At 60.7% G+C, this 24,884-nt stretch carries 26 protein-coding genes and 1 pseudogene; 12 read left to right on the top strand and 15 right to left on the bottom strand.

The features are described 5' to 3' along the window. Nucleotides 1–21: 21 nt before the first annotated feature. Nucleotides 22–1,557 carry an FAD-dependent oxidoreductase gene (locus AC1D1M_RS25070; protein ID WP_477777688.1) on the bottom strand — a complete coding sequence of 512 codons (1,536 nt, stop codon included), beginning with the start codon at nt 1,555–1,557 and terminating at the stop codon, nt 22–24. Between the two features lie 137 nt (nt 1,558–1,694). Between AC1D1M_RS25070 and AC1D1M_RS25065 the strand changes: the two genes are divergently transcribed. Continuing rightward, entirely contained in the window at nt 1,695–2,786 is a 1,092-nt protein-coding gene (locus AC1D1M_RS25065; protein ID WP_477777687.1) for a DUF1615 domain-containing protein, read from the top strand. A gap of 77 nt (nt 2,787–2,863) precedes the next feature. Here AC1D1M_RS25065 and AC1D1M_RS25060 read toward each other — a convergent pair whose 3' ends face one another. Further along, the gene (locus AC1D1M_RS25060; RefSeq protein WP_108230278.1) at nt 2,864–3,226 is read right to left on the bottom strand and encodes a hypothetical protein; all 363 of its coding nucleotides are present in this window, start codon (nt 3,224–3,226) and stop codon (nt 2,864–2,866) included. A 262-nt stretch (nt 3,227–3,488) separates the two neighbouring features. On the opposite strand from AC1D1M_RS25060, the gene AC1D1M_RS25055 reads away from it, so the two are divergent. Then, complete coding sequence (locus AC1D1M_RS25055; RefSeq protein WP_477777686.1) at nt 3,489–4,112, top strand: glutathione S-transferase family protein; 624 nt, start codon at nt 3,489–3,491, stop codon at nt 4,110–4,112. Between the two features lie 64 nt (nt 4,113–4,176). Here the strand turns inward: AC1D1M_RS25055 and AC1D1M_RS25050 are convergent, their stop codons facing one another. Next, nucleotides 4,177–4,617: a CBS domain-containing protein gene (locus tag AC1D1M_RS25050; protein WP_007987990.1), complete on the bottom strand. Its 441-nt coding sequence runs from the start codon at nt 4,615–4,617 to the stop codon at nt 4,177–4,179. Nucleotides 4,618–4,949: 332 nt separating this feature from the next. On the opposite strand from AC1D1M_RS25050, the gene AC1D1M_RS25045 reads away from it, so the two are divergent. Continuing rightward, nucleotides 4,950–7,310, top strand: coding sequence for a DNA polymerase II (locus AC1D1M_RS25045; RefSeq protein ID WP_477777685.1), 2,361 nt, complete (start codon nt 4,950–4,952; stop codon nt 7,308–7,310). On the opposite strand, the gene AC1D1M_RS25040 is transcribed toward AC1D1M_RS25045, so the two are convergent. Continuing rightward, nucleotides 7,275–7,745, bottom strand: coding sequence for a DUF1810 domain-containing protein (locus AC1D1M_RS25040; RefSeq protein WP_477777684.1), 471 nt, complete (start codon nt 7,743–7,745; stop codon nt 7,275–7,277). The genes AC1D1M_RS25045 and AC1D1M_RS25040 overlap by 36 nt on opposite strands. Before the next feature lie 29 nt (nt 7,746–7,774). Then, nucleotides 7,775–8,596, bottom strand: a complete 822-nt coding sequence (locus AC1D1M_RS25035) for an aldo/keto reductase (RefSeq protein ID WP_477777683.1) — start codon at nt 8,594–8,596, stop codon at nt 7,775–7,777. A 207-nt stretch (nt 8,597–8,803) separates the two neighbouring features. Here AC1D1M_RS25035 and AC1D1M_RS25030 point away from each other — a divergent pair, with 207 nt between their 5' ends. Both AC1D1M_RS25030 and AC1D1M_RS25025 read left to right on the top strand, forming a co-directional pair. Next, on the top strand, nt 8,804–9,553 hold the full coding sequence (locus AC1D1M_RS25030) for a hypothetical protein (RefSeq protein ID WP_477777682.1): 750 nt from the start codon (nt 8,804–8,806) through the stop codon (nt 9,551–9,553). A gap of 199 nt (nt 9,554–9,752) precedes the next feature. Beyond that, on the top strand, nt 9,753–10,538 hold the full coding sequence (locus tag AC1D1M_RS25025) for a sulfite exporter TauE/SafE family protein (protein ID WP_007988000.1): 786 nt from the start codon (nt 9,753–9,755) through the stop codon (nt 10,536–10,538). Nucleotides 10,539–10,558: 20 nt separating this feature from the next. On the opposite strand, the gene AC1D1M_RS25020 is transcribed toward AC1D1M_RS25025, so the two are convergent. Continuing rightward, entirely contained in the window at nt 10,559–10,927 is a 369-nt protein-coding gene (locus AC1D1M_RS25020) for a VOC family protein (RefSeq protein WP_477777681.1), read from the bottom strand. Nucleotides 10,928–11,106: 179 nt separating this feature from the next. Here AC1D1M_RS25020 and AC1D1M_RS25015 point away from each other — a divergent pair, with 179 nt between their 5' ends. Beyond that, entirely contained in the window at nt 11,107–11,658 is a 552-nt protein-coding gene (locus tag AC1D1M_RS25015; protein WP_477777680.1) for a DUF4174 domain-containing protein, read from the top strand. 40 nt (nt 11,659–11,698) lie between these two features. Here the strand turns inward: AC1D1M_RS25015 and ampC are convergent, their stop codons facing one another. From ampC to AC1D1M_RS25000, 3 genes are all read right to left on the bottom strand, one after another. Then, nucleotides 11,699–12,808 carry a class C beta-lactamase gene (gene ampC / locus AC1D1M_RS25010; RefSeq protein WP_477777801.1) on the bottom strand — a complete coding sequence of 370 codons (1,110 nt, stop codon included), beginning with the start codon at nt 12,806–12,808 and terminating at the stop codon, nt 11,699–11,701. Nucleotides 12,809–12,950: 142 nt separating this feature from the next. Next, nucleotides 12,951–14,294: a glucarate dehydratase gene (gene gudD, locus AC1D1M_RS25005; RefSeq protein ID WP_477777679.1), complete on the bottom strand. Its 1,344-nt coding sequence runs from the start codon at nt 14,292–14,294 to the stop codon at nt 12,951–12,953. Nucleotides 14,295–14,318: 24 nt separating this feature from the next. Beyond that, nucleotides 14,319–15,665, bottom strand: a complete 1,347-nt coding sequence (locus AC1D1M_RS25000) for an MFS transporter (RefSeq protein WP_477777678.1) — start codon at nt 15,663–15,665, stop codon at nt 14,319–14,321. Between the two features lie 280 nt (nt 15,666–15,945). On the opposite strand from AC1D1M_RS25000, the gene AC1D1M_RS24995 reads away from it, so the two are divergent. Beyond that, nucleotides 15,946–16,656 (top strand): FadR/GntR family transcriptional regulator, encoded by a 711-nt coding sequence (locus tag AC1D1M_RS24995; protein ID WP_477777677.1) that lies wholly within the window; start codon nt 15,946–15,948, stop codon nt 16,654–16,656. Between the two features lie 147 nt (nt 16,657–16,803). Here the strand turns inward: AC1D1M_RS24995 and AC1D1M_RS24990 are convergent, their stop codons facing one another. Further along, nucleotides 16,804–17,715 (bottom strand): DMT family transporter, encoded by a 912-nt coding sequence (locus tag AC1D1M_RS24990; RefSeq protein ID WP_477777676.1) that lies wholly within the window; start codon nt 17,713–17,715, stop codon nt 16,804–16,806. 96 nt (nt 17,716–17,811) lie between these two features. Between AC1D1M_RS24990 and AC1D1M_RS24985 the strand changes: the two genes are divergently transcribed. Beyond that, nucleotides 17,812–18,675, top strand: coding sequence for a LysR family transcriptional regulator (locus AC1D1M_RS24985; protein WP_477777675.1), 864 nt, complete (start codon nt 17,812–17,814; stop codon nt 18,673–18,675). Between the two features lie 120 nt (nt 18,676–18,795). Here the strand turns inward: AC1D1M_RS24985 and trhP are convergent, their stop codons facing one another. Further along, the gene (trhP, locus tag AC1D1M_RS24980) at nt 18,796–20,121 is read right to left on the bottom strand and encodes a prephenate-dependent tRNA uridine(34) hydroxylase TrhP (RefSeq protein ID WP_477777674.1); all 1,326 of its coding nucleotides are present in this window, start codon (nt 20,119–20,121) and stop codon (nt 18,796–18,798) included. 160 nt (nt 20,122–20,281) lie between these two features. On the opposite strand from trhP, the gene AC1D1M_RS24975 reads away from it, so the two are divergent. Next, a complete protein-coding gene (locus AC1D1M_RS24975; protein ID WP_477777673.1) occupies nt 20,282–21,343 on the top strand; it encodes an AI-2E family transporter in 1,062 nt (353 codons plus the stop codon). Here AC1D1M_RS24975 and AC1D1M_RS24970 read toward each other — a convergent pair. The 3 genes from AC1D1M_RS24970 to AC1D1M_RS24960 all read right to left on the bottom strand — a co-directional run bounded on the left by AC1D1M_RS24970 (nt 21,340) and on the right by AC1D1M_RS24960 (nt 22,435). Continuing rightward, nucleotides 21,340–21,531 carry a hypothetical protein gene (locus AC1D1M_RS24970; RefSeq protein ID WP_477777672.1) on the bottom strand — a complete coding sequence of 64 codons (192 nt, stop codon included), beginning with the start codon at nt 21,529–21,531 and terminating at the stop codon, nt 21,340–21,342. The genes AC1D1M_RS24975 and AC1D1M_RS24970 overlap by 4 nt on opposite strands. Before the next feature lie 115 nt (nt 21,532–21,646). After that, nucleotides 21,647–21,841, bottom strand: a complete 195-nt coding sequence (locus tag AC1D1M_RS24965) for a hypothetical protein (protein WP_008052996.1) — start codon at nt 21,839–21,841, stop codon at nt 21,647–21,649. A 234-nt stretch (nt 21,842–22,075) separates the two neighbouring features. After that, the gene (locus AC1D1M_RS24960) at nt 22,076–22,435 is read right to left on the bottom strand and encodes a hypothetical protein (RefSeq protein WP_477777671.1); all 360 of its coding nucleotides are present in this window, start codon (nt 22,433–22,435) and stop codon (nt 22,076–22,078) included. A gap of 246 nt (nt 22,436–22,681) precedes the next feature. On the opposite strand from AC1D1M_RS24960, the gene AC1D1M_RS24955 reads away from it, so the two are divergent. Beyond that, nucleotides 22,682–23,500 carry a shikimate 5-dehydrogenase gene (locus AC1D1M_RS24955; RefSeq protein ID WP_477777670.1) on the top strand — a complete coding sequence of 273 codons (819 nt, stop codon included), beginning with the start codon at nt 22,682–22,684 and terminating at the stop codon, nt 23,498–23,500. A gap of 59 nt (nt 23,501–23,559) precedes the next feature. Beyond that, nucleotides 23,560–23,631, top strand: a pseudogene (locus tag AC1D1M_RS24950) (cupin domain-containing protein); the annotation flags it as partial. Between the two features lie 154 nt (nt 23,632–23,785). Here the strand turns inward: AC1D1M_RS24950 and AC1D1M_RS24945 are convergent. After that, nucleotides 23,786–24,430, bottom strand: coding sequence for a YceH family protein (locus tag AC1D1M_RS24945; protein ID WP_477777669.1), 645 nt, complete (start codon nt 24,428–24,430; stop codon nt 23,786–23,788). 305 nt (nt 24,431–24,735) lie between these two features. On the opposite strand from AC1D1M_RS24945, the gene AC1D1M_RS24940 reads away from it, so the two are divergent. Beyond that, nucleotides 24,736–24,884 (top strand): glycosyltransferase family 2 protein (locus AC1D1M_RS24940; RefSeq protein WP_477777800.1); only part of this gene is annotated, 149 nt, incomplete at its 3' end.

Genomic DNA, 24,884 nt, shown 5'->3' with positions numbered 1-24,884 from the left:
CCACAGGGGGATGTGGTGTTCTCAGGTCGCGCCAAAAAACGGCCGGATCCCGTGATCGCGGAAATACCGTTCGATCACTTTCGGGTCCGCACACGTTTCGGCAATCGCCACATAGGTATCGGGCCGCAACAGATAAAAGCCGTTGCGCCCCAGGCCCGCGGCTTCGAACGCCGGTCGCCAGTCGAACACATGCAGTGGTAGATGGTGCTCATTGCACCAGGCGATCATCTCGTCGCTGGTATCGCCATAGACATGCACCTGCCAGGTCAGGCACTTGAGCGACTCGAAATTATCCCCCTCACCGTCATGGGCCCAGGGCAGGCGATCGCCGCCATGCACGTGCCCGGCAACGCCCGTGCTCAGCGGCATGCCCCGATAATTCAGGGTGATCTGCGACACCGTGCGAAACATGAACTCGCGGGAGGTTTCGAACGAGGTTATTTTCGGTATCAAGAACGGTGCCAGGCGTGTACGCAGCAAATCCGCCATCCGTCCTTCGGCGGTGACGAAGTTGAAGACCCGGTCGGTGGTGGCCACCAGTTTGCGGGCAAACGCGATGCGCTCGGTTTCATAGGTGTCGAGCAGTCTGGCCTCGGCACCGCCGCTCAACACGGCCGCCAGTTTCCAGGCCAGGTTGATGGCATCGCCAATCCCGGTGTTCATGCCCTGGCCGCCCGCCGGGCTGTGGACGTGGGCGGCATCGCCCAATAAAAACGCCCGGCCGTTGCGGAAGTTATCCGCCACCCGGTGATGCACGCGGTAGGTCGAGAACCAGTTCAGTTGCTCGATCTTCACCTTCATATGCTCGATGGCTCGGCTGCTGACGTCCTCGAAGCGCAGGGTCTCGGCGTGTTCGGCGCGCTCGTCGCGCACCGTGCCGATCAGACGGGCACGACCACCGCCTCCCAGCGGGAACACGGCGAGGAAGTCTGCCTCGTCGAGATCCACATGCAGTTCGCCGTTGAATGTCGGGCCGCTGCCCTGCACGTCGGCGACGTAGAAAATCTGTTGGTAAGTCCCGCCGGGAAACCCGGTATCCAGGGTCTTGCGCACAATCGACCGGGCACCGTCGCACCCGGCCAGGTAACAGGCCTGGCAGGTTTCCTGTTGACCGTCGGGCAGGTGCAGCGTGGCCGTGATGCCGTCTGCGGTTTGCTCGAAGCCAGCCAGTTCGGTGTTGCGTTCCACCGAGATACCGAAGGCTTCCAGGCGCTCGATCAGCAGCCGTTCGTGTTCGTCCTGCGGGAAAATTTCAAGAAACGAGTAGGGGGTCAGGCCTTCACCGATCTGAGACAGGGGCAGGCGCGCCACGGGCTCACCCTTGACCCAGAAGTTGCCGGCCACTACTTGATGGCCGTTTTGCACCACGGCGTCGTCCAGTCCGAGTTGGCGATACAACTCCAGCGTCCGTGCCTGGACGGCCAGCGCCCGGGACGTGGTGCCGGGGGCCGAGGTTTTGTCGACGATCCGCACGCGCACGCCCAGTTTGCTCAGCCACAACGCCAGGACCAGCCCGGTCGGGCCGGCACCGATGATCAACACGTCGCTACGGTGCATGAACCTGTCCTCCTCGCTGCGTGAATCAAGTATGGTCCAGTCGGGGAGGGCGGCAACCGTCGGACTGCCATGGACGTAGCCGCTGACCTGCCATTGGTCGTATGGTTGGCCCGGACCAACGGATTAGATGGAACGACATGCAAATCAGATTGATCACAAGCGTCGCCGTGTTGCTGGTATTGGCCGGTTGCGGCAGCCAACGGACCCAGGAACCGGCGGCGCGCAGCCCGGCCGAAGTGAAGGCCGAGATTGTGCGTTTGCTGCCGGCCAAGGCCGCCGATCCCCAGGGTTGGGCCACGGATATCCAGGTGGCGTTTACCGCGCAAGACATCTCGCCGACCACGCAAAACCTGTGCTCGGTGCTGGCGGTGACCGAGCAGGAGTCGACCTTTCAGGTCGATCCGAGCGTACCGGGGCTGGGCAAGATCGCCCGCGACGAGATCGACCGCCGCGCCACCAAGGCGCACATTCCCGGCCTGTTGGTGAGCGGTGCGTTAATGCTCGATTCGCCCAACGGCAAAAGCTACAGCAACCGCCTGAATGCCGCGCGCAGTGAAAAGGAACTGAGTGCGATTTTCGACGATTTCATCGACATGGTACCGATGGGCAAAAAACTGTTCGGCGGCTTCAACCCGGTGCATACCGGCGGGCCGATGCAGGTCGGCATTGATTTTGCCGAACAGCAGGCCAAGGGCTATCCGTACCCGGTGAAGGGCTCGATTCGCCATGAAGTGTTCACTCGGCGCGGTGGCATGTATTTCGGCATCGCGCATCTGCTTGGGTACCCGGTGAGCTACCCGCAGCCGCTGTACCGCTTTGCGGACTTCAACGCGGGTTGGTACGCCAGCCGCAACGCCGCGTTTCAGAACGCGGTAAGTCGGGCTTCCGGTATCCCGTTGGCGCTGGATGGCGATCTGGTGAACTACGGTTCGATCATGCCCGGCACCACGGAACTGGCCGTGCGCACCCTCGGTAAGCAACTGGACATGCGCAATCCGACGATCCGTGAGCAACTGGAGGAGGGGAAAACCCTGGCGTTCGAAGACGGCAAACTCTATCGGCGGGTTTTCGAGCTGGCCGAACGGGCTGAGGGCCGGCCGTTGCCCCGTGAAGTGTTGCCGGGGATCGTGCTGCAAAGCCCGAAAATCACCCGCAAACTCACCACCGCGTGGTTCGCCAAACGGGTCGATGAGCGTTACCAGCGCTGCATGGTGCGGGCAGGAAAGTAATCGCGGCGCAAAAAAAGCATAAAAAACCCGGCGGGTGAGGCCGGGTTTTCGTCGGGGCTTGCGGTAAAGCACTGCATTCAGACAGCGCGGCTTTCGATCAGACGGTCCGAGCCACCTTCAGCAACGCGGTTTTGCAGGAGCTTGTCGGAACCGCCTTCGGCAACGCGGTTTTGCAGCAGTTTGTCGGAACCGCCTTCAGCAACGCGGTTTTGCAGGAGCTTGTCGGAACCGCCTTCGGCCACACGTTTTTCCAGCAGACGATCCGAACCACCTTCGGCCACACGGTTCTCGATCAGGCGATCGGAACCACCCTCGGCCACACGGCTTTCAATCAGTCGATCCGAGCCGCCTTCAGCGACCACAGGTTGAGCAGAGGTAGCAGCAAAAGCGTTAACTGCGAAAACCGAGAAAGCGATGCTGAGGAGGGTCTGGCGTTTCATGATGGTGTGCTCCGGGGGTGCTTATGGGTTGGTATGGAGCAGATGTTACGCCGGGGATTTTTTATGAGAACTTCATTGCGGTGATGGTGAACATCGACGGCAATGATAGGACCGACGCCATATCCCTTGTGAGCGTGATGGTGCGATCGTCGGATGGCCGCTGTATGGCGGGTGGCGGCTTCTACACTGGATAGCTGGCGCGTTCCTCTGCCGGGACGATTGATGAGGCACTGCAGAGATCGCGGTGTGAAAGGAGACGTTTATGTACCAGCTCTACGGTTATCAGAACTCCGGGGCGGCGGCCATCGAAGCCGCCCTTGAACTCTGTGATATTCCTTATCGCTTCATCGATGTCGAGGCATCCGCGGAGGCGGCCCAGGCGCTGGAGAAACTCAATCCGCTCAAACAGATCCCGACCTTGCAGCTACCCGATGGCAGTGTCCTGACCGAGAGCGCGGCAATCCTGATTCACCTCGGTCTGTCCTTTCCCGCGTCGGGGTTGTTGCCGCCAGACCCGGCCGAGCGGGCCCAGGCCATTCGCGGCATGGCGTACATCGTCAGCAATTGCTATGCGGCCATTGGCATCATTGATTACCCCGAGCGCTGGCTGGCCGAGGCGGATGAGTCGTCCAGGCAGAACCTCATGGAGGGCGCCCGCCGGCGCCTGCACTGGAGTTGGGAGGTGTTTGCCGATCAGTTCTCGGGCGAGTTGTATCTGGGCAGCGAGAAGCCAGGGGCCCTGGATGTGCTGGCGGCGGTGATCTCGCGATGGGCGGGCAGTCGGGAACATTTGCGCAGTGCCCGGCCGGGTTTTTTCGCCTGGCTGGAACGCATCGACCGCCACCCGGCGCTGGCGCCGGTGTTCGCCCGGCATTGGCCAGCCTGAACACACCACTCACCCTGTGGGAGCGAGCAAGCTCGCTCCCACAGGGGATCTTCGGCGTGTCGTCTCACTCCCCGCGAATATACTGTTCCAGCTGCTTGATCAGTTCCGCCTGTTCGGCAATCGCTTCCTTGACCAGGTCACCAATCGACAGCAGGCCAATCAATTTGCCGCCTTCCACCACCGGCAAGTGGCGCAGGCGTCTATCGGACATGATGCCCAGGCAGGTCTCCACGGTTTGATGGGTGTCGACGGTAATCACCGGTGACACCATGATGTCGCGCACCGGCGTGCCCACCGAGGAGCGGCCATGCAGCACCAGTTTGCGTGCATAGTCCCGTTCACTGATGATGCCCAGCACTTCATCATTCTCCACCACCAACAAGGCACCGACGTTTTTCTCGGCCATCTTCATCAGCGCTTCGAGCACCATGTGATCGGGTTTGATCTGGTGCACTTCCTGATTCTTCTGATCTTTGAGCTTGAGCAGTTGGGCGACGGTTTTCATGGTGGTTACTCGGGGGTTGTCGTTGTTCTTGAAGAATCGTAGACGCGAGCGTTCAGGGCAAGGGCGAAAGCGGCAGATAACACGCAAAAAACGCCATTCGGCGGTTTTTCTTCGGCAAACCTCACATTTTCGGCCCGGCACACCTCCTGTGGGAGCGAGCTTGCTCGCGATGACGGTATGTCAGTCAACGTAGATGTTGAATGATAAGCCGCCATCGCGAGCAAGCTCGCTCCCACAGGGGCTGCGTCTGCCTGACAGGTCTGCGGCAATCGCGCTATTGCGACTGATGACGGGTAGAATCACCCTCTGAATCAGTTTCGAGGTTTGCAGTGGTGGATCTACAGCAGGGCTTCGTCCTGACCCGGCATTGGCGCGACACCCCGGCCGGTACGGAAGTCGAGTTCTGGCTGGCGACCGACAGCGGTCCCCGGCGCATCCGCTTGCCTCACCAACCGTCGGTGGCGTTCATCCCTGCTGCGCAGCGTCAGGCGGCCGAAAGCGTTTTGCATGACGAGAAGAACGTCGAGCTCAGGCCCCTGGCCCTGCAGGATTTCGAACATCGTCCGGTCCTCGGTCTTTACTGCCAGCAACACGGCCAGTTGATGCGCCTGGAAACCGCGCTGCGCCGGGCCGGTGTCGAGGTGTTCGAAGCCGATGTGCGCCCGCCGGAACGCTACATGATGGAACGCTTCATCACCGCGCCGGTGCGCTTCAGTGGCACGCCGAATGCCGAGGGTCTGCTGCTCGACGCGCAGATGAAACCCGATCCGGACTACCGGCCGAGCCTGAAGCTGGTGTCCCTGGACATCGAGACCACGGCCCAGGGCGAGTTGTATTCGATTGCCCTGGAAGGTTGCGGCGAGCGTCAGGTGTACATGCTCGGTCCGCCCAACGGCGACGCCAGTCAGGTGGACTTCCAGCTCGAATACTGCGATTCGCGGACCCTGCTGCTGAAGAAACTCAACGACTGGTTTGCCCGGTTCGACCCCGACGCGATCATCGGCTGGAACGTCGTGCAGTTCGACTTGCGGGTGCTTCACGAACATGCCCGGCGCCTGGCGGTGCCGTTGAAACTGGGGCGTGGCGGCGAGGAAATGCAGTGGCGCGAACACGGCAGCGGCAACCATTACTTCGCTTCAGCCGCTGGCCGCCTGATCATCGATGGTATTGAGGCCCTGCGTTCGGCGACCTGGAGTTTCCCTTCGTTCAGCCTAGAAAACGTCGCGCAAACCCTGCTCGGCGAGGGCAAGTCCATCGACAACCCGTACCAGCGCATGGACGAAATCAATCGCATGTTCGCCGAGGACAAACCGGCGCTGGCCAAATACAACCTCAAGGACTGCGAACTGGTCACGCGGATTTTCGCCAAAACCGAGTTGCTCACCTTCCTGCTGGAGCGGGCCAGCGTCACCGGTTTGCCGGCCGATCGCATGGGTGGTTCGGTGGCGGCGTTCACGCACCTGTACATGCCGTTGATGCACCGTCAGGGTTTCGTTGCGCCAAATCTCGGTGGCAAGCCACCCGAAGCCAGCCCCGGTGGTTTTGTCATGGATTCGCAACCGGGACTGTACGAATCGGTGCTGGTGCTCGACTACAAAAGCCTCTACCCGTCGATCATCCGCACCTTCCTGATTGACCCCGTGGGGCTAATTGAAGGGCTCAGGCACCCGGACGACAGCGAGTCGGTGCCGGGTTTTCGTGGCGCGCGCTTTTCGCGCACCCGGCATTGCCTGCCGTCCATCGTCGCCCGGGTGGCCGAAGGCCGGGAAACCGCCAAGCGCGAACACAACGCACCGCTTTCCCAGGCGCTGAAAATCATCATGAACGCCTTCTACGGTGTGCTCGGCTCCAGCGGTTGTCGCTTCTTCGACACGCGCCTGGCTTCGTCCATCACCTTGCGCGGGCACGAGATCATGCTGCGCACCCGCCAGTTGATCGAGGCCCAGGGCCATGCAGTGATTTATGGCGACACCGATTCGACCTTCGTCTGGCTGCGTCGCGCCCATGGCCAGCAGGAGGCGGCGCAGATCGGCCACGCGCTGGTGGCGCACGTCAATCAGTGGTGGCGCGAGCACGTACAGCAGGAATACGGCTTGCAAAGCGTTCTCGAATTGCAGTTCGAAACCCACTACAAGCGCTTTTTGATGCCGACCATTCGCGGCGCCGAAGAAGGCAGTAAAAAGCGCTACGCGGGGCTGGTGACCCGTGCCGACGGCAGCGACGAAATGGTCTACAAAGGCCTGGAAACCGTGCGCACCGACTGGTCGCTGCTGGCCCGGCAATTCCAGCAGGAGTTGTATTCGCGGATCTTCCTGCGCAAGCCCTATCAGGACTATGTGCGCGACTACGTGCGCAAGACCCTGGCCGGTGAATTCGATGACCGGCTGATCTACCGCAAACGCCTGCGCCGCACCCTCGATGACTATCAGCGCAACGTACCGCCCCATGTGCGCGCGGCGCGCCTGGCCGACGAGTACAACGACCGCCAGGGGCGCCCGCGGCAGTACCAGAACGGCGGCTGGATCAGCTACGTGATTACCGTCGCCGGCCCCGAGCCGCTGGAGGTGCGCAGCGCGCCCATTGATTACGACCACTACATCACCCGGCAGCTGCAACCGGTGGCGGACGCGATACTGCCGTTTGTCGACGACGACTTCTCAACCCTGATTGGGGGGCAACTGGGCCTGTTTTGAGTCCATCAGCGACAGGGTCCAGTCATCCAGGATGCCATGGAAGTATTGGTTCAGGGCTTGCTGGAAAAGGCTGTCGGCGTCGGCGACCTGGGCAAACAGGGTCATCGAGGAATGAAACTTCAGGTCGTCGGGGTGGCCGAAAATCCCGGCCACCGAGCGCTCCTGGATGTTCAGCACTTCCTGGGTGCAGGTGCGTAGCCGGGCGCCCAGCAACGGGTGCTCAAGGTAGGCCAGGGCTTCCTCCCGCGAGCGGATGGCAAAGCGGCGCGACATCTCGCTGTCGCCCAGCCCGGAAAACTGCGGAAAAATGAACCACATCCAGTGACTGCGCTTGTGTCCGTTGTTCAGCTCGGTTTGAACCCGGTCGAACACCGGGTCCTGAGCCTCGAGAAAACGTTGCAGATTGAACGGGTCCAAGTGGTCGGTGCTTCTCATGGCGAAGCTCTCTGACTGACTGCGGTGGTTCAGACCATGGCCAGCCGCTGTTTGCGTTGTGGCGCGTGAAACGCTTGGTCCAGCGCCTCCAGATCCCCGGCTTCAAGCTGCAATCGGGCGGCTTGGGCGTTGAGGCGTACGTGCTCGGGACGGACCGCTTTGGGGATGGCGATCACGTCGTCCTGACGCAGAATCCATGCCAGCGCGACTTGTGCCGGCGTCACGTCGTGTCGGACAGCCACCTGTTTGAGGGTGGTGTTGGCGAGCATTTTTCCACCCTGACCGATCGGGCAGTAAGCCATGACCGGCAGCCGTTGCTGTTGGCACCAGGGTAACAAGTCAAATTCTATGCCGCGCTGTTCCAGATTGTAGAGTACCTGATTGGTGGCACAGGCCGGGGCGTCCAGTTCCAGCAAGTCATCGAGGTCGAAATTGGACACGCCCCAACGACCGATCTTGCCGTCTTCGCGCAGGCGTTCGAAGGCGTCGACGGTTTCGGCCAAGGGATACTGGCCGCGCCAATGCAGCAGATACAGATCGATGTAATCGGTGCCAAGCCTGCGCAGGCTTCGTTCGCAAGCCTGGGGAATGCCCTGGCGGCTGGCATTGTGCGGGTACACCTTGCTGACCAGAAAGATGCTGTCACGCTGGCCGGCGATGGCATCGCGGACCACTTCCTCGGCGCCGCCTTCGGCATACATTTCAGCGGTGTCGATCAGGGTCATGCCCAGTTCGATACCCAGACGCAATGCCGCGACTTCTTCCGTGTGCCGTGAGCGGTCTTCGCCCATCTGCCAGGTCCCCTGGCCGATAACCGGGACCCTGGCGCCAGCCAATTCAAGCGTGCGCATGCAAACCTCCTTTATGAATGCCGATGGTTATTGCAGTGGGCAGCAGAATAGTCCATCGGTTCCGCCGCAGGCGGTGATCTCTTGAGCTGCAGCCTGCCGGTGATCGATTGCTCTGTGCCGATACTGCACTTTTTCGAAATGTCCGGCTCTATCCATGGCAGCCTGCGGCGATCCCCACCGTCGGCCCATGCCCAAGTTCAAGAACCCATGGCTCGAGTTTCACCCGCAATCACTTCAAAAATCCGCCGTCATCGCCTGCTGCTGGCAGGTTTGTCGATGTTCTTCGTCACCGGTTGCAGCCAGCAACAGGGCGGCGACATCATCACCCAGATGCGCGAAGGCCAACGCCAGGAGTTCCTGCAAACCAGCGTCGACCGCATGGCCACCCTGACCATGCGCGACAACCTCAACAGCCTTTATCTGCTGATGAGCAAGCTCTACCTGCGCAACCCCGACGAGCTGAAGAAATCCGGTTTCCTCGATGCCCGTACGGCCGGCAAGCAAGTGCGCATGGCCATCGAGCAACAGCAGCCGCTACCCACCCTGGGTGGCAAAAAGGATCTGGCAGCCCTGCGCTTTGCCATGAGCCCGGAGTTTCTCGGCGATAGGGTCGGGGCGTTCATCTATGCCATCGGCAGCATGCTGGTGACCGCTCATGGCAATCGCCTCGAGTTCTACATGACCGATACGATCAACCCGGTATTCGTCAGCAATGCCGCGCGCAACATCGAGATCGCCACCTGGATCCTCAGCCAGCGACAGAACAAAGACGGCCAGCCCTTGCTGTTCTCCAACGAAATCTCGGAGGAGGGAAGCAACCTGAGCTTTGCCGTCGAGTTCGGCAAGATCGTCGCCCGCCTGGACCTGCTGACCCAGATGCTCGACGAACGCTACCGGCGCATCGGCCTGAACTATGCCCAGAGCCTGGTGTTCCTGAATTTCCTGCCGGTCCAGTGAATCCGGCACGGAACCCTGTAGGAGCGAGCTTGCTCGCGATAGCGGTGTATCAGCTAACATGGAGGTCGACTGACACTCAGTCATCGCGAGCAAGCTCGCTCCTACAGGAATAAAGATAGATCGCATCGATATAACTGGTTATAAGAAATATCGCTATGCTGCGGGCCAGATTTCCCTTGCGATCTTTGTGGACGTATTCATGGATTTAGTGAACATCGGGTTGGTCGTTGCCGGGCTGGTCGTCGGCTTTATCGTCGGCATGACTGGCGTGGGTGGCGGGTCGCTTATGACGCCGATCCTGCTAGGGTTCGGCATCAACCCGGCGACGGCGGTCGGTACCGATCTGCTGTACGCCGCCATCACCAAATCCAGCGGTGTACTGGTTCACCGCAAGAACAACAACATCGACTGGGCGATTACCGGCTGGCTGACCTTGGGCAGCGTGCCCGCGGTGGCGTTGACGCTGTGGTTCCTCAGCACCCTGCACAGCGCCCCCGAGGCGATGAACGCGATCATCAAGCAGGCCCTCGGTTTTGTGTTGTTTGCCACGGCACTGGCGATCCTGTTCAAGAAGCGCCTGCTCGACTTCGCCCACAAACGTGCGGGCGGCAACTACAACCCCAGCGGGTTGCGCTTGAATGTGATGACGGTGATCACCGGGCTGGTCCTTGGCACCATGGTCGCGCTGACCTCCATCGGCGCTGGTGCACTGGGCACCGTGGCACTGTTCATTCTCTATCCGATGCTGCCGACCCGCCGCCTGGTGGGGACTGAAATCGCCCACGCCGTGCCGCTGACCCTGGTCGCGGGCCTTGGCCATGCCAGCATGGGCAACATGGACTGGCACGTCCTGGGTTACTTGCTGGTGGGTTCGTTGCCGGGGATTTACCTGGGCAGCCACCTGACCGGGCGCATCTCCGACGAACTGCTGCGCCCTTGCCTGGCGACCATGCTGTTGTTGATCGGCTACAAACTGGCGTTCTGATTCAAGCCGCCACGCCGGCTTCATTCGCGGGTGAATATTTCCAGCAGATGCCCGTCCGGGTCATCGAAATACACCCGCCGTCCTCCCGCGTAGTCATTGATCTCCCCCAGACGCTGTTTGCCCGGGTCGGCCCACCACGGCTGACCGTTGGCTTGCAGGCGTGCGAAGGCCGCATCGAAATCCTCGTCGCCCATCAAGAATGCGTAGTGTTGAGACGCTATCGGCGGGTCGTTGTCGTAGAAATCCAGTGACACGCCGTTGTCCAGTTTGACGATCAGCATGGGCCCGAAGGGCTGCGGGGCGGGCAGGCCAAGGAGGCTGGCCAGGAAGTTCGCCGAAACCTGCTTGTCCCGGCACCAGACGATGGTGTGGTTCAACTGAGCGCTCATGTGCAAGTCCTCACGACGGATCAGGCGGGTTGTCATGAGTCTTCAGATTAGCCCAGCCTGTTGCGCAATGACCGCCCTGACCTAAGCTTGGGCAAGGCGAAAAACATTTGCGGTACGTCACCCGGAACGATCACCGCGATGCGCAATCATTAGAGCGTGGATATCAAAAGGAGATGCGCATGCTCATCAGGTCACTGACCCTGGCTACCTTGCTGGCGATTGCCGGCATCTCGTTCGCCGCCGATGGCGACTCACCGCTGGACATGGACAAGGGCAGGGCCCGGCCACTGATTGTCATCGCTCCGAGCACGGTTGATCCGATTTGGGTCAGCCTGAAAAAGTCCCTGGATGAGCCGGCCAATCGCAAGGGGTTCACCGACCGCAACATGGTGCTCTACACCGTACTCAACCTGATGGGCCAGCGCGACGGCAAGGACCTGGGGCCACAGGACACGGCGGCGCTGATCCGCTCGCTCAAGCTGGGGGCCGGCGCCAAGACCAAGGTGATTCTGGTCGGCAAGGACGGCGAAAAGAAACTTGAACAATCGGACGCCATCAAGCTGGAAGAGATTTTCAGCGCTGTCGATCAGTTGCCGGCGGCCGAGAAAGAATTCACGGCGACAGTGACTGCTCCTGTCGCTGAAGCCGAGCCGGCGGCCAAAGGCACCAAAGGTACAAAACCTGGCAAACCGGCCAAGCCCGCCAAGCCGCCTGAAATGCCGGATGATTGATCCGGCACTGATTTCTGGTGGGGAGCAGACGAATCAGGTGCTATTGGGCAAGGGCACTTAGTATCCGATGAGCAATCCTGACCCGCTGCGCATTGGGATAATTCTTGTTGGCCAGAATCACAATGCCAATGTCCTTCGATGGCACGAACGCCACATAAGCCCCGAAGCCACCGGTTGAACCGGTCTTGTTGATCAGCACGTTCTGCGGCTGCGCCTGCGGCGGGTTCAGCCATTGGACCTTGTGCGCCTCCATGGCCATCGGCGTGGAGTTGCCGTCCAGCAAGCGATCCAGTGTGATCGGGTAGTGATACATCTCCCAGCCCAGGCCCTGGGTCATATTGCCTACGGTGTAGTAACCGCTATGGGTCAAGGCGATGGCTTGCTGCAATGGCTTTTCCAGAGACGCCGGTTTCATGTTCGCGCCGACATAGCCCAGCAAGTCTGCGGCGCTGGTTTTCACCCCGTACGCCTCGGAATCCAGCGCACCTGGAGTGACCCGTACCGGTTTGCCGTCCTTGTTGTAGCCCTGGGCGTACAGCGCCATCTGATCCTGTGGCACATGCACATAGGTGTGCTTGAGGCCCAGTTTCGGCAGCAGGGTTTTCTCCATCAGGTCATCGAACGGCTGGCCCATGCTTTGCGCAGCGAGGTAGCCGAGCAGGCCGAGGCTGGGGTTCGAATACAGTCGGTGGCTGCCGGGGGCGTAGAGCGGTTTCCATTGTTTGTAGTAGCCGAGCATTTTGTCGGCCGAATCAGATTCAGCAGGGAATTGCAGCGGCAAGCCGCCGGCGCTGTAGGTGCCCAGTTGCAATACGCTGATGTTGTCGAATGCGCTGCCGCGCAACGCCGGCAGGACCTGGCTGGCCTTGTCCGACAGCGACAGCTTGCCCGTGGCTTGGGCGTAGGCGGCGAGGGTGGCGGTGAAGGTTTTGCTGACGGAGCCGATCTCGAACAGGGTGTCTTGCGTGACGGGGTTGCCGGTTTCTTTCGAGGCGACGCCATAGTTGAAGTAATGCGCTTGGCCGTTGACGGTGACTGCCACGGCCATGCCGTGAATAGCCTCGGCTTGCATCACCGGTTGTACAGCGGCGTTCACCACCGTCTCGATTTGATCCTGCGCCAAGCAGTGGCCCGCGGCGAGCATCGCCATGCAAGCGGCGATGGTTTTCAGTCTGTCCATGTTGGTTTCATCCGTCGTTGATTCAGTTGCGCGTCATTTTAGGGGCTTAAGCGCCATGCTCCGAGCGCTTTTTAAACCGGCCGCCAACAGGCGGCCACGCGCAACCGTCAACTCAACGCACCAGGCACGGCCGCTTGTTATCGAACTTCCAGCCCGGAATCAAAAACTGCATCGCCACGCTGTCATCCCGGGCACCCAGGCCCATGCCTTTGTATAGCTCGTGAGCTTTGGCGACCTGATCCATGTCCAGTTCGACCCCCAGCCCCGGTTTCTGCGGCACCTGCACGCAGCCGTCGACGATTTGCAGTGGGGTCTTGGTCAGGCGCTGGCCGTCCTGCCAGATCCAGTGGGTGTCGATGGCGGTGATCTCGCCCGGCGCGGCCGCCGCGACATGGGTGAACATCGCCAGGGAAATATCGAAGTGGTTGTTGGAGTGCGAGCCCCAGGTCAGGCCCCATTCGTGGCACATCTGCGCCACGCGCACCGAGCCCTGCATGGTCCAGAAGTGCGGGTCGGCCAGGGGAATGTCGACCGACTGTAACTGGATCGCGTGGCCCATCTCCCGCCAGTCGGTGGCGATCATGTTGGTCGCGGTTTTCAGGCCTGTGGCCCGGCGGAATTCAGCCATGACTTCCCGTCCCGAGTAACCGTTTTCCGCCCCGCACGGGTCTTCGGCATAAGCCAGGACGCGGTGCTGATCGCGGCACAGGCGGATGGCTTCTTTCAGTGACCAGGCACCATTCGGGTCGAGGGTGATGCGCGCATCGGGGAAGCGTTCGGCGAGGGCTGTGACCGCTTCGATCTCGGCGTCGCCGCTGAGCACGCCGCCCTTGAGCTTGAAGTCCTTGAAGCCATAACGCGCATGGGCCGCCTCGGCCAGACGGACCACCGCGTCGGCGGTCATGGCTTTCTCATGCCGCACGCGGAACCAGTCGTTGTCGGCGTCGGGCTCGCTGCGGTAGGCGAGGTCGGTTTCGTTGCGATCACCGACATAAAACAGATAGCCAAGCATCTTCACTTCATCGCGCTGCTGACCTTCGCCGAGCAGGGCGGCCACCGGCACGTCCAGGTGCTGGCCGAGCAAGTCGAGCAGGGCTGCTTCCAGGCCGGTGACGGCGTGAATGGTGATGCGCAGATCGAAGGTCTGCAAACCGCGGCCACCGGCATCGCGGTCGGCGAAGGTCTGGCGTACCTGATTGAGAATCTTCTGATAAGTGCCAATCGGGCTGCCGACCACCAGGCTGCGTGCGTCTTCGAGGGTCTGGCGGATGTGCTCGCCCCCTGGCACTTCGCCGACACCGGTGTGGCCGGCGTTGTCCTTGAGGATCACGATATTGCGGGTGAAAAACGGGCCGTGGGCGCCGCTCAGGTTGAGCAGCATGCCATCGTGGCCGGCGACCGGAACTACTTGCATGCTGGTGATGACCGGGGCTTTTGCGGTGTCTTGTGGGTTCATTTTCCAATCCTTAAAAAGCAGCATTCAGGTGTGGTCGGGCGCGGGTTTGCCCAGCGCGCCGGCGGGTGCGGGTTTCGGTGTGTTGCGGGCGGCAAACACGATGATGGCGGCGATGATCGAGGTCGCGGCCAGGCCGTACAGCCCGCCCTGAATCGAACCGGTGCGTTCTTCGAGCAGGCCGAAGGTGGTCGGCGCAACGAAGCCACCGAGGTTGCCCACCGAGTTGATCAACGCGATGACGCCGGCAGCAATGCGCGCATCCAGGTAGGCCTGGGGAATCGGCCAGAACAGTGACGAGGCCGATTTGAAGCCCAGTGCGGCAAAGCAGATCGCAACGAAAGCGAAGACCGGCCCGCCGGTGGTGGACATGAACATCCCGGCCGCGGCGATCAGCAGGGCGGTGGCGACCCAGGCTTGCTGGTGTTTCCATTTGGCCGACAGGGACGCGAAGGCGTACATGCCGACAATCGACAGTAACCACGGAATCGAGTTGAACAGCCCGACCTGGACATCGCTCAGGTCGCCCATTTTCTTGATGATGCTCGGCAGCCAGAAGGTTGCGGCGTAGATGGTCAGCTGGATAAAGAAGTAGATCAGGCAAAACAGAATGATCTGGCGATCCTTGAGCAATTTGCCCAGCGACGGCTTGATCGGCGTCGCCGCTTCCCGGGCCAGCTGTTCGTCGTCGATGGCCTTGACCAGCGCGTCCTGCTCCTCGCGGCTCAGCCATTTGGCGTCGTGGGGTCTGGAGTCCAGCCAGAACCAGACGAACACGCACAACCCCACCGAAAACATGCCCTCGATGAAGTACATCCATTGCCAGCCGTGCAGGCCCAGCCCTTCGATTTGCAGGAGCAAACCGGACAGGGGGCCTGAGATCAGCGACGCGATCGCCGAGCCACTGAGGAAGATGGCAATCGCCTTGCCACGCTCCACGCCGGGCAACCAGCGGGTGAAGTAGTAAATCACCCCGGGAAAGAACCCGGCTTCGGCCACACCCAGCAGAAAACGCAGGATGTAGAAGTGGGTTTCGTTCTGGATGAACGCCATGCCCGCGGCGACCAGGCCCCAGGTCAGCATGATCCGCGTCAGCCAGATGCGTGCGCCGACTTTTTGCAGAAGGATGTTGGAGGGCACCTCGAACAGCGCATAGCCGATGAAGAACAGACCGGCACCGAGGCCATAGGCGGCCGCGCCAATGCCCAGATCGTGTTCCATGTGGGCACGGACGAAGCCGATGTTCACGCGATCAATGTAATTGACGATGAACATGATGACGAACAGCGGTAAGACGTGACGTTTGACTTTGGCGATGGCGGACTTCAGCGCTGAATTGGCGTCGTCGTGCATCCCGGAGATGGATGTATTCACTGCGTTTTCTCCCACTCGTTATTTTTATGCGGGGTAGGGCTGAGTGTTGCGTTGTTGATAGACATCATACAACTAGATTTTTTGATCTTGCAACCACGTTTATCCAATGAAATGGCGTATTGCCAGAGGTTTTTTATTCTATTGGTGGCACTGAATGACCTTTTAATCGATTAAAAATAGGCTTGCTGTTGAGTGTTGTCATACAAGCTGGGCGAGATTTTTCAGGATTCCCGCCAGGCGCGGTGCTACGATTCGATAGCCCAGATTTCCGGACACCCCCATGCAAGAAGACCTCGAAGTACCCGCCCGCAAGCGCAGCCACAACCTGGCCCATGACCTGGTGGAGAAACTGACCCAGCGCATCCTGCTCGGCCAGATGTTGCCCGGCGACAAGCTGCCGTCGGAGAACACCATCGTTCAGGAGCACGGGGTCAGTCGCACGGTGGTGCGCGAGGCGATCTCGAAGCTGCAGGCCTCGGGGCTGGTGGAAACCCGGCATGGTATTGGCACGTTTGTGATCGAGCGCGCACCGGAGCAGGGGCTGCGGCTGAATGTCGATACGGCGTTGGGGGTGCGCAGCATTCTCGAGTTGCGCATGGGCCTGGAAACCCAGGCGGCGGCGCTGGCGGCAACTCGCCGCACAGACCTGCAACTGGCGCAGATGCGTGAAGCGCTGGATGACTATCAAAGCCTGCTGGCCAACAACGACAGCTGTGTCGAAGCGGACCGACGTTTTCATCTGCTGATCGCCGAAGCCACAGGCAACCTATGCTTCACCGAGATCATGCAGCACCTGGGCAGTGCCATGATTCCGCGCACCCGGGTCAATGCCGCCGAGCGTGGCGCGGTGGACTTGAGCAAGCTTGGTCAGTTGGCCAACCTTGAGCACGAGGCGATCCTCAATGCCATCAAGCGCCAGGATCCGGACGCGGCGCGGGCGGCCATGTGGCTGCACTTGACCAACAGTCGCGACCGGTTTTCGCCCAGTTGATGGTCAGTGACACCGCGTCATCGTTCATCGCGGGCAAGCCTCGCTCCCACAGGTTCTGGGGTGTACTCAAGAACTGCGGCAACCATAAAACCCTGTGGGAGCGAGCTTGCTCGCGATAGCGCCAGACCTGACAGCGAAAAACCTGAATCAGACCCTGACAGCCTGAACAACCACTGCCCGCCGCTCCAGATTCAACGCCAGCACACTCGCCAACACCACCAGCCCGCCGACCACGATCATCAACGTCGGCCGTTCGCCAAGCGCATAGGACGCAATGACCATCGCCGTCGGTGGCGTCAAATACAGGGTCATCGTCGCCCGGCTCAAATCGACATGCGCCAGCACATAGGCCCAGGCCAGGTACGCCAGGGCACTCGGGAAAATCCCCAGGGTGAACACGGCGAGCTGCACGTGCAGCGGCGCCAGGGTGATCTGATCCATAAGGCCGGGCAGATAAATCAACAACAGCGCCGTCCCTGACCACACCGTGTAGCAGACCAGCGTCAGCCCGTCGTAACGCCCGGTGTGATGCTTTTGCAGGGCAAAGTAGAGGCTCCAGGACACCGCCGCCAGCAGGATCAGCAAGCCGTGGGCATCAATGCTGCCCAGGCCATGATCGCCCGCTACCACAATCAGCACGCCAAACAACCCGAGCAGCACACAACCCCAGCGCCACAGGCTCACCTGATCCTTGAACACGAAGCGCGCGATCAGCGTACTGAACAGCGGCGTGGTCTGGGCCAGAACGCTCGAAGCGCCAGCGCTGACACCTTGCTGCCCGAAGTTGATCGCCACGTGGTGCAGGCTCACGGCAAAGAAACCCAGGCCGAACATCAGCGGCAGATCTCGCAGGCTCGGCAGGCGAATGCCCTTGAATATCGCGACCGCGGCCATGAACACGGAGGCTAGCAAGAAGCGCAGGAGCGCCAGATGCACGGGGTCGTAGGCTTGCAGGCCTATATGGATGCCGGTCGGGGAGTATCCCCAGCACGCCACGACAAACGCCATGGCCAGGATGATTTTCCAGGGTGAAACGGGGGAGGGCGTGAGCGGCGTCATGGTCGTGCACCTGTGGGCGGATGCACCGAGTATCAGAAAGCGGATCGTTCGCCACAACTGACTTATACTGCGTTAATCGTTCACTCTTGGTGATGTATGGAGCTGGCACAGATTCGCATGTTCAAGACCGTGGCCGATGTCGGCAGCATCGCCCGCGCGGCCGAGCTGTTGCATTGCGTGCCGTCGAACATCACGGCACGCATCAAGGCCCTGGAGGCCGAACTGGGTGTCGCGCTGTTTCTGCGAGAGGGGCGAGGGCTGCGCATCAGCCCGTCGGGGCAAACCTTCCTGGCCTACGCCTCGAAAATTCTTGCCCTCACCGCCGAGGCCAAGCGCGCGGTCGACCCTTCGGCCGAACCCTCCGGACCCTTGCGCATCGGGGCCATCGAGTCGTCGGCCACCGGGCGTTTGCCGCGCCTGCTGGCGAAATTCCACAAGCGTTTTCCGCAGGTGGCGCTGGAGCTGACCACCGGTTCCTGGGGGCAGTTGCTCGATGACACGCTCAATCACAAGCTCGACGGCGCCATCGTGGCGGTGGATGTCGAGCGTTCGCACCTCAAGCGCACGCCGATGTACCGCGAAGATCTGCTGCTGATCGCCTCGACCTCCCTGGGGCCGCTACGGGACATCAGCGACTTGAAGGACCAGACCGTGTTCATGTGGCCCCAGGGCTGTCCATACCGGGCGGCGCTGGAGCATTGGTTGCTGCGACAGGGTCAGGCACTGCCGATTGTCAGCCTGGCCAGTTATGGCGCGATTGTCGGTTGCGTCAGCGCCGGGGCTGGCGTGGCACTGGTGCCCAAAGGCGTGTTCGACCAATACGCCAAAGGCGCGGGGTGCGCGGGGTTTGAGTTCCCCGAACTGACCGCCGTCGACAACCTGTTTTACTGGCACGAAAACGCCGGGGTGCACCCGGCGCGCGAGGCGTTTGTGGCGATGCTTCGCGAGGAGTTTGCCTGACGCAGTACCTGTGGGAGCGAGCTTGCCCGCGATAGCGATCGATCAGTCACTGCAATGTTGACTGGCAAACCGCAATCGCGAGCAAGCTCGCTCCCACAGGGTTTTGTGTGTATTTGAAGATCAGTTCACACCCACATCCCGCATCAACAACCCAAACTCCAGATCCACCGCATCCGGTATCGGCAAATACACCGTATGCCCGTCGCCTGGCGCTACGTCGATCGCTTCGCCTTTAGCGTTTTGCAACTGATGCAGATCGAAGTGGAAGTTGCCCTTGGGCGTCATCAGCTCCATGTGGTCGCCCAGGCCGAAGCGGTTCTTCACTTTGATCTCGGCCAGTCGATCCCGCCGCTGCCCGGTCAACTCACCGACAAACTGTTGTCGTTCCGACACCGAGCTGCCGTTCTGGTAGTTCTGGTACTCGTCATGCACATGCCGGCGCAGAAAGCCTTCGGTGTAGCCGCGCTGGGCAAGGGATTCCAGGTCGGTCATCAGGCCGCGGTCGAAGGCCCGGCCCGCCACCGCGTCGTCGATGGCCCGGCGATACACCTGGGTGGTGCGCGCGCAATAAAAGTGCGATTTGGTCCGGCCTTCGATTTTCAGGGAGTGCACCCCCATGTGCGTCAGGCGATCGACGTGCTGCACGGCGCGCAGGTCCTTGGCGTTCATGATGTAAGTGCCGTGTTCGTCTTCGAAGGCCGGCATCTGTTCGCCGGGACGATTGGCTTCCTGCAACAGGAACACCTGATCGGTGGGCGCGCCGATGCCCAGGGTCGGTTCGGGATCGAATGTCTGGACGATCTCGCCGAGCTGGTTTTCCGTGGCCGGTTGCGCGGAGTATTTCCAGCGACAGGCATTGGTGCAACTGCCCTGATTGGCATCGCGCCTGTTCATGTAGCCCGACAGCAGGCAGCGCCCGGAATAGGCCATGCATAACGCGCCGTGCACGAACACTTCCAGCTCCATGGCAGGCACCTGTTCGCGGATCTCGGCGATTTCTTCCAGCGACAGCTCCCGGGACAGGATGATCCGGCTCAGGCCTTGCTGCTGCCAGAACTCGACGCTCGCCCAGTTCACTGTATTGGCCTGTACCGAAAGGTGGATCGGCATCTGCGGGTAGTGCCGGCGCACCAGCATGATCAGGCCGGGGTCGGACATGATCAGTGCATCCGGGGCCATGGCGATCACCGGTTCAAGGTCCTTGAGGAAGGTCTTGAGCTTGGCGTTGTGCGGCGCGATGTTCACCACCACGTAGAAGCGCTTGCCCTGAGCCTGGGCCTCGCGAATGCCGAGGGCCAGGTTGGCGTGGTCGAATTCATTGTTGCGCACCCGCAGGCTGTAGCGCGGCTGGCCGGCGTACACGGCATCGGCGCCGTAGGCGAAGGCGTAACGCATGTTTTTCAGGGTGCCGGCGGGGGCGAGCAGTTCTGGTGCGGTGAGGTTCATGGCGGTGTCGGTCGCAAAAGCCGCGCAGGGTAAACGTTCGGTGGCGAGGGTTTATTGACCTGGATCTATGCTTGTTCAACAAACCGATGGCACTCGCGCGAGCCGTAGTGGACTAAACATCAGGGCGGAAGTTTTTCGTCCTCTCTGGCACGGATCGGACATGAACGAAACGCCCCTACAAGACAAATCACTGACGGTTTTGCTGGTGCTGGTGAGCGCTGCGTTCATCTGGATCCTGCTGCCGTTTTACGGCGCGGTGTTCTGGGCGGTGATCCTCGGCATCGTCTTTGCGCCACTGCAGCGCCGTCTGCAAGAGAAGTTCGGCTGGCAACGCAACCTCACGTCGCTGTGCACATTGAGCATTTGCCTGGTGATTGCGATTCTGCCGGTGATCATCATCAGCGCCTTGCTGGTTCAAGAGGGTGCGTCGCTCTACAAAAGCGTCGAGAGCGGCGAGCTCGATATTGCCGGGTACGTGTCGCAGTTCAAGCACAGCCTGCCGCCGTATTTCCAGCATCTGCTGGATCGCTTCGGCATGGGCGAGTTGAACGGGCTGCGAGAGAAAATCGTCAAAAGCGCGATGACCGGCGGTCAGGAGCTGGCGGCGCAGGCCTTCATTTTTGGTCAGGGCACCTTCGAGTTCGTCGTCAGTTTTTTCATCATGCTGTACCTGCTGTTTTTCTTCCTGCGCGACGGTGCGGAACTGGCGCGCAATGTGCGTGCGGCGGTGCCGTTGCAGGAACAGCAGAAACGCCGTTTGCAGCTCAAGTTCAATCGTGTGGTGCGGGCCACGGTGAAGGGCAACCTGCTGGTGGCCATCACGCAAGGCGCACTGGGCGGTCTGATTTTCTGGTTTCTGGACATCCCCAGCGTATTGCTCTGGGCGGTGTTGATGGCGTTTCTGTCACTGCTGCCGGCGGTGGGGGCGGGAATAGTCTGGGCGCCGGTGGCGGTGTTTTTCCTGCTCACCGGGGCGATCTGGCAGGGCGTGGTGCTGGGATTGTTCGGGGTCTTCGTGATCGGCCTGGTGGATAACGTGCTTCGACCGATTCTGGTGGGCAAGGACACCAGGATGCCGGACTACATGATCCTGATCTCGACCCTCGGCGGCCTGGCGATTTTCGGGCTGAACGGCTTTGTCATCGGCCCGTTGATCGCGGCCCTGTTCATGTCGAGCTGGGCCATTTTCATTGACACCAAACCGCGGGTGCAGTTGCCTTAGGCGTTGAGCCTGCCGGACTGGCCGGTGCCGATGCGTTGCGACAGTTCCTGGGCGGCGGGCAGCGAAGTGAGCGGGCCGCTGATCTGCACACCGTCCTGCACCAGATACCAGCAGGCGAGCATGCCCAGCTCTCTGAGCTGTGGGGGGACGGCGCTGCCGATAACGGACATGATCTGAACCTTGGACATGACAAGTACCTCCATCAATCTGTGGAGTTACTTTAAGGTCCGGGTGCCATGAGGGGTAATCAACGCTTTCGATAGTGGTCATTGATGCCAGCGGGGGCAAACGACCGTTGGTCGGTCAGCTGACCACCTGATCGAGCATATGAACCACCTCCTGCTCGTTGAGCAGGCCCTTGCGCACCAGGCTTTGGGTCAGCAGCGAGAGAAACTTGGCGCTGCGATGACCTTCCAGGTGCTTGAGTTCGGTCAGTGCGTTGTAGACCTTGCTGGAGGTGCACAGACCGACGATGCGGTGCGGGTTTTGCGTTGGCATGTGGTCGTCCTTGTTGTTTTCAACTGTTATCGACGGACAGCACCGAGCTTGCGGAGCTGTCATGACAAAAATATGACCGTTATTTGCCGCACGGCAGAAAACGGGTCGAGTCCATCTTGCCCGTTTCCACCACGCGCACTGTCCCGATAGCGACCTTGGCGAGATTTTTCCAGACCAGCACCGACAAACGGGCATAAAAAAGCCCCGCTGTTTCAGCGGGGCTGGATGAATTCGTTACCAGCGACCGTGGCCGTAGTAGCCGCGTGGCGGGCCGTAGTAACCGCGGGGTGGTCCGTAGTACATCGGGGCCGGGCGGTAGTAGATCGGTTGTTGCACGTAGACCGGGGCCGGCTGGTAGTAAACCGGAGGCGGTGGTGCGTAATAAACCGGCGCGGGCTGGTAGTAGACCGGTTGCGGTGAGACATAAACCGGTCGGTTGGCGTTGATCAGGGCCGAGCCGACAATGGCAGTACCGACGATTGCGCCAAACACCGCCGGGCCTTGCCAGTAATTACCACCACCGTGGGCTTGCGCCTGTCCTGCAATAGCGAGGGCGCCGATCAGCAAGGCAACTGTGGGGACTTTACGGATCATGATAGTTCCTCGGTTCTTCAGCCCGGCGCCTGTGTTTGCAATAGACCCAGGGATTGTCGCGGGGATACTTCTAAGACAGCTTTTTTTCGAAAATCAGCACGGCCGTTAGGTAAATTTTGTGTAAGGTCTGTACCGACTTTCTTACCGACCTGTGTAAGCCCCTGTAATCAGGCTTAAATGATCGATCAGAACCCGATGGAGGGCTAATCCCGTCCATCCGAAAAGTGCATTTGAAGGAGCTTCCCCATGCAGATGAACCCCAACAAAGACACCCAGCTGTGCATGTCCCTTTCAGGGCGCCCCGGGAACTTTGGTCTGCGTTTTCACAATCATCTGTATGAACAGCTGGGCCTGAACTTTTACTACAAGGCCTTTGCCAGCCAGGACCTGCCGGGTGCCGTTGCCGGCATTCGCGCCCTGCGGATTCGTGGCTGTGGCGTGTCGATGCCGTTCAAGGAAGCCTGCATCGCCCTGGTGGATGAACTCGACGCCTCTGCCGCCGCCATTCAATCGATCAACACCATCGTCAACACCGACGGTCATCTCAAGGCCTACAACACCGACTACATCGCCGTTGCCCAGTTGCTGGAAAAACACCAGGTGCCCAGGGACTCGACCTTTGCCTTGCGCGGCAGCGGCGGCATGGCCAAGGCCGTGGCGAGCGCCTTGCGCGATGGCGGCTATGAAAACGGCCTGATCGTGGCCCGCAACGAGCGCGCCGGGCAGGCGCTGGCGCAGTCGCTGGGGTATGAGTGGCAGGCAGAGCTGGGGAATCGTTGCCCGCAGATGCTGGTCAACGTCACCCCGATCGGCATGACGGGAGGACCGGAGGCCGATCAACTGGCCTTTGAGGCGGACGTGATCGAAAAAGCGGAAACTGTCTTCGATGTGGTGGCGATTCCCTCGGAAACGCCGCTGATCGTGCGTGCTCGTGCCGAAGGCAAACGGGTCATCACCGGGCTGGAAGTGATCGCGATCCAGGCACTGGAGCAGTTTGTGCTCTATACCGGTGTGCGGCCAACGGATGAGCAATTCCACAAGGCCGTGGCGTTTGCCCGCAGCTAGGAGGTGTCCATGCATCCCCCCATTCTCAATCTGGATTCGGTCGAACTTGAACCGCTGCCCGAAGCCTGGCCGTCAGTACACAGCAATCGCCGGAGATCTGTGAGCCCCCGGATTCCGGCAAATACGCCGTAAGCGCAGCCCCCTCAAACCACTGTGGGAGCGAGCTTGCTCGCGATAGCGTCGGCACATCCAGCATTGATGTGACTGAAAGTCCGCCATCGCGAGCAAGCTCGCTCCCACAGGTTTTGAATCAGCCAAAAATCCAGGAACATCTGGATTGGATGGCTATTCGAGCCGAGCCAGTCTTTCTTCCAGCGCCGCAATCCGCGCTTCCAGCTCTTCGATGCGTTCAATCGAAACCCCGCTGCCGCCACGCTCGGCCGGGTTTTGCCGTGCCGCCATGATTGCCTCGATATCCGCCGGGTCGCCCAGGGCGTGGGTATAGCGGTCTTCACGCTGGCCGGCCTGACGCGGAATGAGCACCGCCAAGCCCCGGGCAATCAGGCGTTCGAGTTGATGCACCACCTGTTCGGCGTCCTCGAATTCATGCATGCGGCCGCTGCGGGTCAGCAGTTCATTGACGGTCTGCGGGCCGCGCAGGAACATCAGCCCGGTCAGGATGACCTGCGCCGGCACCAGTTCCAGGGCCTTGTCGACCTTGTGTTCCCAGCGGTCGGCGCGGCTGCCCATCACCAGTCTGGCGAAACCGCGTCCTTCGAGGACGCGCAGGCTATGGCCGACCTGGCCCGGCGTCAGGTTCATTACCGGCTCGCGGCTGGTTTTCTGGTTGCAGGCAATCACCAGGGCATTGAGGGTCAGGGGATAGGTTTCCGGGCTGGTGGCCTGTTTCTCGATCAACGAGCCCAGAATGCGGATTTCCGTGCTGTTGAGCCGGGGCTCATCGAAAGTCGTCTCTTGCTCAGCGCTCATGGTTCTGCGTCCTTACCCGATTCATGTTTTTCACTTGCGTGAGTGCACTTTAGATGGGCAAGCGCCAATGGCAACCGAATTCGTTGCGTCATCAAGGGAATGATGACAAAAAGTGTATGAAATATTAACGCCATTTTTACAATTGGCCGGGCACCGTATGCGGGGTCGCGCGCGAGTGCGTCCATAGGGCGGGATATTGTTGGCGTTATCGCCCGCAATTGCTGAACCCTGCATCGAGTCGGCCGGTGTACGACACCTTCATTCGCCTCTGATAAAAGAAATCCAATAAAGGCGAGAGTGACTCTATGAGCCAAGACATTTTTGTATCCGTACTGATCCCCGCCAAGAACGAAGCGAACAACCTCAAGCCACTGCTTGAGGAAATCCGCGTCGCATTGGCCGCTGAATCGTACGAAATCATCGTCGTCGACGATGGCAGCACCGACGCGACCCT

The organism is Pseudomonas sp. P1_F7 (assembly GCF_056405655.1).
The sequence above is the reverse complement of the archived record's forward strand: the minus strand, read 5'-3'. Positions and strand labels throughout refer to the sequence as shown.